The organism is Gardnerella sp. c10Ua_31, from assembly GCF_055700915.1.
In genome coordinates this window covers 623256-634893 of sequence record NZ_JANUYG010000001.1, presented here as the reverse complement: position 1 = coordinate 634893, position 11638 = coordinate 623256, and the positions used below count along the sequence as shown (strand labels likewise).

8 protein-coding genes are annotated in these 11638 nt (G+C 43.7%); all 8 read left to right on the top strand.

The features are described 5' to 3' along the window. The first annotated feature begins 208 nt into the window (after positions 1 to 208). The 8 genes from NYP55_RS02455 to NYP55_RS02420 all read left to right on the top strand — a co-directional run bounded on the left by NYP55_RS02455 (position 209) and on the right by NYP55_RS02420 (position 11528). A complete protein-coding gene (locus tag NYP55_RS02455) occupies positions 209 to 763 on the top strand; it encodes a cysteine hydrolase family protein (RefSeq protein ID WP_101896667.1) in 555 nt (184 codons plus the stop codon). Positions 764 to 997: 234 nt separating this feature from the next. Continuing rightward, positions 998 to 3316, top strand: a complete 2319-nt coding sequence (locus NYP55_RS02450) for a choice-of-anchor M domain-containing protein (protein WP_020759287.1) — start codon at positions 998 to 1000, stop codon at positions 3314 to 3316. 34 nt (positions 3317 to 3350) lie between these two features. After that, a complete protein-coding gene (locus NYP55_RS02445) occupies positions 3351 to 4550 on the top strand; it encodes a TIGR03773 family transporter-associated surface protein (protein WP_020759288.1) in 1200 nt (399 codons plus the stop codon). Positions 4551 to 4563: 13 nt separating this feature from the next. Next, positions 4564 to 6735: a choice-of-anchor M domain-containing protein gene (locus NYP55_RS02440; protein ID WP_172534976.1), complete on the top strand. Its 2172-nt coding sequence runs from the start codon at positions 4564 to 4566 to the stop codon at positions 6733 to 6735. Between the two features lie 18 nt (positions 6736 to 6753). After that, on the top strand, positions 6754 to 8583 hold the full coding sequence (locus NYP55_RS02435) for an anchored repeat ABC transporter, substrate-binding protein (RefSeq protein WP_472781507.1): 1830 nt from the start codon (positions 6754 to 6756) through the stop codon (positions 8581 to 8583). A 65-nt stretch (positions 8584 to 8648) separates the two neighbouring features. After that, positions 8649 to 9470, top strand: coding sequence for an anchored repeat-type ABC transporter ATP-binding subunit (locus NYP55_RS02430; RefSeq protein ID WP_472781506.1), 822 nt, complete (start codon positions 8649 to 8651; stop codon positions 9468 to 9470). Then, positions 9470 to 10342, top strand: a complete 873-nt coding sequence (locus NYP55_RS02425; protein ID WP_472781505.1) for an anchored repeat-type ABC transporter permease subunit — start codon at positions 9470 to 9472, stop codon at positions 10340 to 10342. The genes NYP55_RS02430 and NYP55_RS02425 overlap by 1 nt, the downstream gene beginning before the upstream one ends. 304 nt (positions 10343 to 10646) lie before the next feature. Further along, complete coding sequence (locus tag NYP55_RS02420) at positions 10647 to 11528, top strand: lysophospholipid acyltransferase family protein (RefSeq protein WP_415701679.1); 882 nt, start codon at positions 10647 to 10649, stop codon at positions 11526 to 11528. Positions 11529 to 11638: the final 110 nt, after the last annotated feature.

Here is an 11638-nt window from a genome sequence, read left to right as displayed (position 1 = left end):
CTAACACGCTGCCGCATTATTCTTTCTAGCGGGGAACTTGATTGTTCCCCGCTTTTTTTTTAATGCTTAACACGTTTCATAGTTGAACACGCTCGTATTCTTGTAGTGCGATTGCGCTGAAACATGTTAGTGAAAGAATCTTGTTAGCGTAAAGAGTAGTGTGTAAGTGTAGCTTTAATACAATTAAACTGATTAAACGGAAGTATGTATGAAAAAGGCTCTTATTAACATTGATTACACGAATGATTTCGTTGCAAGTGACGGCTCGCTTACAGTAGGAGAGCCTGCACAAAAGCTCGAGAAGCGCATTACAGAGATATCACAAGAATTTCTTGATGCTGGTGAATTCGTGGTTTTTGCAATCGACACGCATCATCTAAACGACCCGTATCATCCAGAAACTAAGCTTTTCCCACCTCACAATATTGCTGGAACTCACGGTCAGAAGCTGTACTGCGCGCTTGGTGATTTTTACGAGGAAAATAAAGATAAAAGCAACGTGTATTACATTCATAAAACTCGCTACTCTTCGTTTAATGGCACGGATTTGCTGATTAAGCTGCGCGAACGTCATATTGAGGAGTTGCACTTGGTGGGAGTTTGCACGGATATTTGCGTACTCCACACTGCTGTTGATGCGTATAATCTTGGCTTCAAGATTGTGGTTCACAAAGATGCAGTTGCAAGCTTTGATCCGCAAGGTCACGAGTGGGCGCTTCGTCATTTTAAGACTTGCCTTAATGCAGATATTGTAGAAGGCTGAGAATTTTAGCTACAAACTATTTAAATAATTAATAAATAGTTATTAAAAATAATCGACGCTGGTTGCTTTGAGCTGCCAGCGTTTTTGTTTATTCGGAGTGTCGACTTGACTATTAATGAGAATCATTATTATTATTGATAGACGTTGTAAAGATATCTTCAATAGTCATTCGTGAAAGAAGAGCGCGAATAGGCGAAATAGAGAAGATGAAGTGTAGAGAGCGAAATAATAATTATGACTAAGGTCATTAGGAATATTGTGAAACGTGCTTTTGCAATGGCAAGTGTTGCAATACTTGCCATTGCCGTGCTCGCATCAGGATTTAGTGCAGCTTTACCGGCAGTTGCATTAGAAAATAGTAATCCTGGTGAAAAATACGATCCTACAAAAAAGGAAGTGCTAAGTCACGGCCATACGGACGTATTTTACCCAATTCAATACAATGGTAAGTTCATTATGGCCGTCGAAAAAGACGGTGCCACTTTCTTAAAGCCTGAAAACACTACTTTGCACGTAGCAAAAAACACGTATACTACAAAATCGCAGCTTCCTGCGCTCGCTACTGAATACTACTATCTCGATAGCTCCGGAAATCAAAAAGGAAATCCTCTCTTCCCGGGTTGGGACACAGGTTATGCTGCAACTTTAGTTGGCGCACCTCACGCAGATGACGCAACAGCAGATATTGCAATTCAGCAAGTTACTGGACCAATGAACGGGCGCATTCTGCTTTGGACTACCGATGGTGCTGGTAAAAATTCGAAGAAATTATCGTTTGAAGAGAACGATTTAGACGACGAACCTGATACTGATGGCAGTCGATTTATGCTACCTGGCGTAATTCACCAACATACTGCTGGCCACGTGCATGCAAACTGGGGATTTACGCAGCCTGGCGTTTACAAACTAAAAGTAGCAGCAACTATTACAAATAAGAACACTAAGAAGCAGATCACAACCGAACCTGCAGAATACACTTTTGGAGTAGAAGATACATATTCAGGCGAAGTACCTGCTTCTGGCATTACGGAAACGCTTGATTTGCACCGTCGCGGTGATTTTATTAATCCTGACGATGATGAAGAAGCGCACGAAGCTTCCAAAGATCATAAAGACACGGATAAAGACGATGGCGGCGATATGCGCATCGGCAATATTCGTGATTCCGGACCTCATCCGCATTATCATTCATACGAAGGTTATGGTGGTTTAGACTTAAAAGTAGTTAACAAACCAAAGGGCGCTCGTATTGAGTGGAGATATGTGCGTGCTGACGAAGGTCCTGACGCGTATGGAACCACTCTTTTTGCTGAGAGATTGCAGCTTCCAGCTGAGCCTGCAATGAACAAGATGAAAGTGTATGCTCACGCAACTGAAGGTGAAACGCAAGTTGGCAAAGATACTGCGTCTGCAACCATCGCCGTTGAAGATCACGGTGCTGACGGACATCCTGTAGTAAAAGCAATTGCTCCTTATAAGCGTTTCAAACCAGGGGATACTTTACACGCGAAAACATTATTGCTTAACCCTCATGTTGCAACCGACGGTGTTACCGGTGCGCCAATTGACGATCCGACAAGTCCAGTAACTTCCATTGTTAAAGATTATGTTTGGTTGATAAAAAAGGAAGGAGAAAGCGAATTTAAGCGCATTCCTGGTGCCGTGAACAGCAAGTTGGAGCTAAAACTTGATGCGTCAATGCAAGGTGCAACGATTCGTCCTTCCTTAGTTTTAAAGAACGGTGAACTTTACCGTAATAAAATGTTTGATGAGTTTTGCGATTATGTTATTGAGATGAAAGGTGTTCCTCACTCTCATAACCATGATGGCGATGATGATCAAAGTGGTTCTGATTCTGAAGATGATGAGAACCCTCACGGGAAAAAGCACCATGAGAAGCGTCGTAATAAGCGCAAAAATAAGACTAAGCATTTTGTTGGTGGAAAGAACTTTTTGAAAGGTGTATTCGGCGGCACTGCAAATTCGGGACTATTTGGATCTAGTTCTAATGGTGGATTCCAATTCGAATCTAATTTCTTTAAGAAATCCAACAGAAAATTCAAGCGCACAAAGAAGAATCGCAATAAGACTAACCGCACTAATCGTAAGAATAATTCTAAAAATAATACGCAAAATGGTGCTAGTTCTGGTTCTAGTTCTTTTACAAGAACAGAAAATTCAAGCGGAACATCGTTACATAATTCATCGCGACGAACTTCTGGCGGAACTCATACTAAGAACAAGAGCTCTAAGAAAAGTGGACAGACTATTCGTAATTTCGTAAGAACAGATAATAATTCTGGCAATAAGTCTAAAAATAGTTCTGTCAATAACTCTGATTTTGTTAAGAATACTGAACGTCATGCTTTGCAAGGTGCAAGGCAATACAACGAAGAATCTGATGAAGCGTATGAAGATGATTCAGATGATACAAAAGGTGATGGTTCCTCGACTAAGTGGGTTGCGGTTGCAGCTTCAGGTGCGAGCGTCGGCTTATGCACAATAACTGGCGCATGCGGAGCATTGATACGTTCTAAATTGAAATTGTTGTAAATAATATTCGTATTATTACTAGAAAGTTTAAATAATGAATTACAAACAAAATGAAACATTGCAAGTAAAACGAAAGCATGTATATTCTACTGCGTTGCTTGCACTCATATTTTCTTTAGTAACTTTGGTTGCATCTTTATGTGTACCAAATCCAATGCAGGAAACTGCTTATGCTAATGAAGGCAATCAGCCAGTTATGATTCAAGCAGGTCATGCTGATTTTGGACCAACGCTAATCGACGGCAAATGGAAATTGAAGATTCGCGATGATACTGGTGACGAACCAGTGTGGCGAGACCCAGAAAATGTGGTATTTAAATTAGGTAGCAATTCAATAATTCCTATGCCTGATGATGCTGCCTACAGTTTTATTGGCGAAAAGCCTGGAACCAAGCTTTACGTAATTCCACAAACTCAAAATCCTGATGTGCCGTGGCTTGGTTGGAATACGCAGGAAGGTGGCGTGCTTAACGAGCTCGATCGCGGTGCAAACCTTTCTCTTGAAGGAGTAAGCGGCCCGGGTAAACTGCATGTTTACTTAGAAAATGGCAACAACAATCCACAGCAACTTTGGGATAGTACTAAAGGATATCCGCAAAACAGCTGGATTGAAGCCAACGCTCATACTCACGTGAATTGGGTGTTTTCTAAGCCTGGAATTTATCATGTGAAGCTTACTTTTTCAGGAAAGCTTAAAAATGGACGCGCAGTAAGCGATACGCGTGTTCTTAATTTTGCGGTTGGAGATAATACCGATCCTAATGCTGCTTTAGGTGCGAGTGCTGCTGGAGCAAGTGGCAACGAGGGCGATGAAGAGGGTCAAGATGAAGAAGATAACGATGAATCCGAAAAAGATGAAGCTAATCATCATCACGAACTCCTTCACAACAAGCATAAGCATTCTCACAAAGTATCTGAAAAAAGTGACGATACAGCTTTAGTTCTTCAAATCGTAGGTATTTTCGTGGCTATTATTGCCGTAATTATTGTGATTTTTGTACTAATAGCTGTAGTTAAAAGCAAGAAAGCACGAAATCTTGCGCTTGCTAAGCGAGTTTCTGCACAAGCTAATCAACAGTATGCAAATAATGCAAATTCTGTGAATAATGCAAATGGTGACAATACTGTGTCAAATCTAGTGAGTGATCAAGAAACGACAATAATGTCACCAATTAATAATTCTCAATATTCTCAATCAGACAATATGCAATCTGATGGTACTCAGTGGAAATAATGGTGTGACGAAAATGGTTCGTAATAGTATAAAGAAATTATCTCGCGCTTTGTTGGTGGGCGTGTGCTTGTGTGGCATGATGATGGGAACTCCCACGGCTTTTGCTGACAATGGTAGTGACGCAACTGTTGTAAGCGGAAAGAAATCTTCTAAAGATTTTGCCGAAATAAAGAAAGCTAATTTTGAAGCGTGTGCCGCTGCTCGCTTAGATAAAACTGCTTCGCAACCTGCGGCTGATAGTAAAGCTACAATATGCCACGCGTATAAAGGTCATACTGACGTTTTTGCAACTTTCTTTGATGTTACAAGCAAGCGCATGGTATTAGGTACCTTGGGCGATGCGTTTGAAAGTGAAGATCATAATGGCACTCGGTATGATACGAATCGACTTATTTTTGAAGTCGGCTCTAAAAATATCATGCAGTTTTCCAAAGATGAGAACGATCCGATAATAAAAGAAATCTACGCAACAACTCGCGAAGGTGTAGTCTGGTTCTTTGATCAATCTGGAGCTGGAAATACTGGTGCATTATGGCCTGGTTTAGATACTAGACCGTTATATGAGGGAGCTGGTTCTACAAAAATTAATCCAACAGTCAAACTGTCATTAACTGGTATCGAAGCACCCCACAACGGCGAAGTTTTTATGTACAGTCGCAGCGGTGACGATTATGAGAAAATGCTCGGCTCTGCTGAAAACTGGCCGAAAGATGTTGACATTACTGATGATGGTGGTAGTGGAAAGCATTCGCACATGTATTGGTCTTTTAACCGTCCTGGTGTGTACAAGCTAAAAATGAAGGCTACTACTACCGTTGGTGACGAGGAGCAAAGTTCTGAGCAAGTCTATACATTCCACGTCACTAATCATGATGTAACAGCTGGGGATTTTGCTGATTATGATGGCGCATCTTTTGACGGTGGCGAAGACGACGAAGAAGATTCAGATGATAATGATGATTCTCAAAGTGAGGATCACAGCATTAATGTGCAACAAAGTAACGGATCTTTCTTCATTAATGGTAACAACAACACTGTGTATGTGACTCCATGGCCTGGAGCAAAAATGCAACAACAAGGACTTCTTGGAAGTAATAACGGTGTTCTTATTAATGGGGAACATAACGCTAAAAACGGAAAGCAAGTTTCTCAAAGTCAGCAATCTGCTGTGACAAAGTTCAAAGACATCAAGGGCGACAAACTTGTTATAGATCATGGTCACGTTGATATTGCTGTATATACTGGCGATTCAAATAAAGTTGATATGGCTGTGCAAGAAGATGTGACAGGAAGCCACGTCTTTAGAGACCCGGATACAGTTGTATTCGCAGTTGGTGATGCTGGTAAAACTAACGGCGTGTATCGTATACCGCAAACACAAATTGATGGTGTGCCATGGATGGGTTGGAATAATCAGTCTATGAATCCGCATAAGCCAACTCAATTGAGCCTAACAGGAGTTGAAGGTCCTGGAAATGTACGTGTCTGGATGTTTGGCGGCTTGGGCGGTGGAGATCAAGAGATTTTCTCCACTCAAGGAGCAACAGATTATACGATACCTGCAAATACGCATGCTCATGCGAATTGGGATTTCGACGAACCGGGATATTACACATTGCAATTCCAAGCTTCTGACGGGAATTCTACAGTAACTCGCAATATTCATGTTGCTGTCGGTGTAGATCCACAAGAAACACCAATGGGGTATGCTGACGGCGGCGAAGGTAATGAAAGAAAGGATACACAAGGCAAAAAGGTTGATCCTTCTGCACCTTATAATCCACCAAAACCTGCTAATTTGCCTCGTTCCGGCGGAAATAATGGCGGCCATGGAATAGGTGCCGTTGGTGGTGGAAATTCTTTTGTTGGTGGTCGTGGTTTTGGATCAAATAATTCACACTCTGGAAAACAATTGCCAAGAAAAGCTAAAAAGCATAAAGGTCTTGTTTCAAAAATTAGTAACAAGAGACTTGCTAAAAGTTTGTACCGACAGAAGTTGAACGATAATGACGATGTTGTGAAGTCTGAAGCAAAAGGTGTAACAGGATTATTTAAGCGAAATCCTTCACTTGCTTATTCGCTTCTTGCTGGTGGAATTATTGCTGTGCTTGGCGTTTTGGGTGCAGGAATTTGGTATCTACACAAGCGTGGACTTGTTAGCTTCAACTGGTTGTTGCGCTATTAGTAGTAGGAGTGTGTAAGGGTGATTCGTAAGCCCAAAAAAGTAAAGCAAACTTTGTTCTCTTCGCTTGCTGCAATTGCAGCCGTTGCGCTTATTTTGCCGCTTTCTGCTTGTGGTAGTGCTAATGGGAATCGTGCAGTACATCGCGATGGTCGCATTAATGTAGTTACAACTACAGGCGTTTTGCGAGATATGGTTGCGAACGTTGCAGGAGACGCGGCAAATGTGAGCGCGATTGTGCCAGACAACGCGGATCCACATTCGTACGAGCCGCGTTTGCGCTCAATTAGAGATGTTGTGTACGCGGATGTAGCTTTTAGCAACTACATGATGCTGGAAGAACACGGCGTAATTACAGCTTTAGATGCGAATTTGCGAAAAGGTGTGCCAAATGTGCAACTTGCGGAAGAAAGTGTTAAGCACGCGGCAGATATTATTCCGATGATAGAAGACGTGTCTTTAGACACGATTTGGCTAGGGCTTGCTACAGAACGCATGGCTGCGCAGCCGAGCGAGGAAGCGCATAGCGCGCAAGGCGCTACAAGTGAAAATACGCAAAAGCGTGCGGAAGAATCGCCCTCGGCGGCGGCTGGTGGACTAGCTTCGCTAAACAATCTCAATAAAACAAAAACAAATTCAAAACAAGCTAGTCAGCTAGAAAAGTCAGGTCAATCTTTGCAATCGAATGCGCCTTCTACCGCAACAAAAGAAGGTCGCGCAACTGTAATAAAGCCTAACGCATACAACATGAAGCGTTCCGACAGAATACGCTTAACAGCAACAAAAGTAAGCGGACCAGGCGCGCTATTTGCATACTTGACTGGCACTTTTGGAAGCGTAGAAACATACTTTAACAGCGCAAACGGCATAAGCGCAGAAGACCACATAGACTTGCCAGCAGACGCGCACACGCATTTAAGCTGGGCATTTAGCAAGCCAGGCGAGTACACGCTTGAATTGCACGCCGACATGCTAAACGCGCAAAACGAGGTAGTTTCTAGTCTTGGAAACGCTAAAATGCGATTTGCTGTAGGCGTAAACGCGCAAAAAATAGCCAAAAAACGTGGAGCTAGTGTAGTGCTGAACAAGGGTCATGCAGATTTGGCTTACGACTTAGCAAAACGCGGATTTGTGTATCGCGTAGATACTTTGCAAGAAAAACGCTCCGCTGCGCCAAAACGCGTGTATTACAAGCCGCAAGATGTTGTTGTAGAAGTGCCAACTAACGCGCTAAAAGAGATACCAGCCGAACAAGGATACAGGTTTTTGGGAGCTGCAAGGCAAAAGATTTATCAGCTGCCGCAAGCAGTTTTAGGAAAGCACGTTCACGGAGATATTGACCCGCATTTGTGGCAATCCGTAAAAAATGGCATAGCATACGTGCGCACAATCGCAGATCGCCTTTGCGAAGTGGACCCTAAAAATGCTCGTAAATATCGCGAAAATGCGGATAGATACATTAACAAGTTGTTAGATGTAGACGCGTATATGCGAAAAAAAGTTGCGTCAATACCAAAAGAGAAGCGCAATTTGGTTACAACGCACGATGCTTTTGCGTACTTGGGTAAGACTTACGGCGTGAATATTGCAGGATTTGTAACGATTAATCCTTCGAGCGAGCCGAGTGTGCAAGATAGGCGTAGATTGCAGCAGATTTTGCGCGATTTAGAGATTCCAGCTGTGTTTTTGGAGCCAAATTTGATCTCGCGTTCGTCTGTGCTTAAAGAGTTGGCAGCGCAAGCGCACGTAAAAGTTTGCCCGATTTATGGAGATGCTTTCGATTCTAAAGTGCGAACTTATGCGGATATGATGCGAGCGAATGCGGATTCTTTAGCGAAGTGCTTGAAGTGAGATTTAAGTGAGATTGATGTTGGATTTAAGTTGGATTTAAGTTGGATTTAAGTTGGATTTAAGCGATGAGGATTGACGAGGGAAATATGGACGCGAACATGGATGCGAATACTGTTATAAACGCGCAAAACTTAAGCGTAAGTTACGGCAGCCGCACTGTTGTAAAAGACGTTTCGTTTACGATTAAAAGTGGCGAATTTGTGGGACTTCTTGGCGCAAATGGAGCTGGTAAAACAACGCTTTTCCGCGCGATTATGGGGCTAATACCGCATTCTGGAAAACTCGAAGTGCACGCTAGTAAAAGCGATGAATCTTTGATTAATTCGCGAGTAAACAACGTTGGTTACGTGCCGCAACGCCACGATATTGCGTGGGATTTCCCGCTTTCTGTACTAGACGTAGTAATGATGGGTCGCATTCGTCACATTGGCTACGTTCGTCGCGCAAAAACAGAAGACTACGAGATAGCGCTTGCTTCTCTTGAGCGCACAGGAATGGCGGATTTTAGGGATCGCACAATCGGCGAGCTTTCGGGCGGGCAAAGGCAGCGCGTACTCGTTGCGCGCGCTCTTGCAGGGCAGCCGCGTTTGCTTCTTTTAGATGAGCCATTTACAGGCTTAGACATGCCTACTCAAGAGCTGCTCACGAGTCTTTTTTTGGATTTAGCAAAGTCGGGAGAAGCGATTTTGATGAGTTCGCACGACATAATCGGATCTATAAACTCGTGTTCTAGAATCATGCTTTTTGACGGAAGCATAGTAGGAGACGGCGCTCCAGAATCGTTAAACGCAAATCAATGGGTGCAAACATTCCATGTGGATGCGCAAAATCCACTAATCAAAGCTGTAGAGCGCGTTATGGCGCATGAAAGTGGGGCAGAAAAATAATGCTATCTCCAATCGACTTTATACAAGACCTTACAAACCCAGACCTTTGGTTCTTGCTCAAAGCGCTTATAGTGGCGTGCCTTTCTAGCGTAATATGCGGAGTTGTAGGATGCTACGTAGTGCTACGCGGAATGGCGTTTATTGGAGACGCTGTAGCGCACTCAGTATTTCCAGGACTTGCAATCGCGTTTGTTCTGCAAGGAAACTTGCTGTTTGGCGGCGCGCTCGCAGGAGTTGCAACCGCGCTAATCGTATCAATCTTTAGCCAAAATCGCAGGCTTCGCGAAGACTCGTTTATAGGCGTATTTTTTGTGTCTGCCTTTGCGCTGGGAATCGTAGTAATATCAAAAGCTTCTGGATATGCAGGGTCCCTAGAATCGTTCCTATTTGGCTCCATTACAGGAATCCCAGACTCCGACATTGCTGTTGTAGCAATAACAGGGCTAATAATCGTAACGCTTTTAATGATGTTCCACAAAGAGCTAGTATGCGTTTCGATGGACCGAGAAACAAGCCGCGCAATGGGCTTGCCAGTAGCGTGGTTGGATGGAATGCTATACGTTTTAGTTGCTATTGCTGTAGTAGTATCTGTGCAAATAATCGGAAACGTGCTTGTTTTAGCGCTTTTGATTACGCCTGCGGCGACTGCGCGATTGCTTACTGACCGACTTGGAAAGATGATGATTTTGGCGCCTGCTATTGGGTGCGCTTCTTCGATTCTTGGAATGTACTTGTCTTGGAGTTTAGACACTGCTACTGGCGGAACAATCGTTTTGGTTGCCACTTTTATGTTTGTTCTAGCGTGGGTGTGCTCGCCTAAACACGGGTTGGTAGCGAGAATTGTGCCGAAACTACGAATCGACTTGCATTAGCGCGCTTTCCTTACTTAGCGTTGCGCGAGGTTTGAGTATTTCTCTCCTCGCAAGTCCCGTCGCTATGCTCCTCTTTTATTGCTCGTATAGAAATACATCAAACCTTCTGAATGTCTAGAACAATTGCGTAGCGTTTATCACCGAGATTCTCGATTTTTCTTGCTCTCTCGGCGAGTCACCACCTTCGGCGCTGAGGCTCGCCTCTTTCGCTGCGAAAAATCTCGAATCTCTACACAGATTGGCGTAATCATGTAGTGTGCTTATGGAAGATTTTGCGGTTTATACTTTGCGGCACAATAGACGTATGGTATCTAAAGGAAAACCTTCGCCTAGAAGCGCAGTTAAGCCGCTCAGCGATGAGCAAGTAGAACGCTTAGCGCGCGCACACAAGTTAGTTGATCCTACTTATTACTACCCAACTGGCGCGCGTACGCCAAACGCAGCAGAAATCAACGCGCAAAATCCAAAGGCAACCGAGCGCCTGCTCGAAGGAACGTCTAGAGTGCTTAGATCTCGTTGTAAAGTGCGCGCATGGGGACTAGAAAACGTGCCAGAAGAAGGCGTGTTTATAACCGCTTGCACGCACGTTACAATGTTCGACGTTTTTGTGCCAATGACGTCTCTATTCCACCAAGGTCGCCGTCCGCGATACATGGCAAAAGCAGAACTCGCGCATTGGCCAATCTTAGGAAAATGGTTCCAGCTTGTTGGCATGCAACCAGTTCCACGCAGAAGCGGAAAAGCGCGCGAAATCGAAGAAGAATCGATTAAAATCCTTACAAACGGCAGGCCGCTTAGCGTATGGCCAGAAGGAACAGTTACGCGCGACCCTCAAAAATGGCCTATGAGCATGAAGCCAGGAATCGGAGTTATTGCGCTCGAAGCATCGCGCAGGCTGGGGCATCAAATTCCGCTATTTTGCGCTGTTACGTGGGGTGCTGCAAGCATTAATCATTGGTGGCCGTGGCCAAGGAAGAACGTTGTAATGTGCTACGATGCGCGTCTTGACTATTCGGATCTTCTAAAAGATATGGAAAATTGGGGTGATTTGCCGCCTATGGAGTCTGCTGCAGAGCTGGCTCGTCGCGTACGCGTGCGCATGACGGAAATTATGGAAGAGATTCGCGGCGAAAAATCGCCAGAAGGATACTTCGATTACAAGCTTATGAAAAGAGTCAAAGAATAGTTGATAAATTGCGATTCGATAAGTCGTAAATTGTTGACAAGTCGTAAGTAAATCGTTGATAAATCAGTGATAAGTTATTAGAAAATCGTAAGCAAGTCACCGATAAATCA

Excerpts from the sequence above, each read along its gene's own strand:
- NYP55_RS02430 (WP_472781506.1), top strand. The coding sequence starts at position 8,649 with ATGAGGATTGACGAGGGAAATATGGACGCGAACATGGATGCGAATACT.
- NYP55_RS02450 (WP_020759287.1), top strand. The coding sequence starts at position 998 with ATGACTAAGGTCATTAGGAATATTGTGAAACGTGCTTTTGCAATGGCA.
- NYP55_RS02455 (WP_101896667.1), top strand. The coding sequence starts at position 209 with ATGAAAAAGGCTCTTATTAACATTGATTACACGAATGATTTCGTTGCA.
- NYP55_RS02445 (WP_020759288.1), top strand. The coding sequence starts at position 3,351 with ATGAATTACAAACAAAATGAAACATTGCAAGTAAAACGAAAGCATGTA.
- NYP55_RS02420 (WP_415701679.1), top strand. The coding sequence starts at position 10,647 with ATGGTATCTAAAGGAAAACCTTCGCCTAGAAGCGCAGTTAAGCCGCTC.
- NYP55_RS02440 (WP_172534976.1), top strand. The coding sequence starts at position 4,564 with ATGGTTCGTAATAGTATAAAGAAATTATCTCGCGCTTTGTTGGTGGGC.
- NYP55_RS02425 (WP_472781505.1), top strand. The coding sequence starts at position 9,470 with ATGCTATCTCCAATCGACTTTATACAAGACCTTACAAACCCAGACCTT.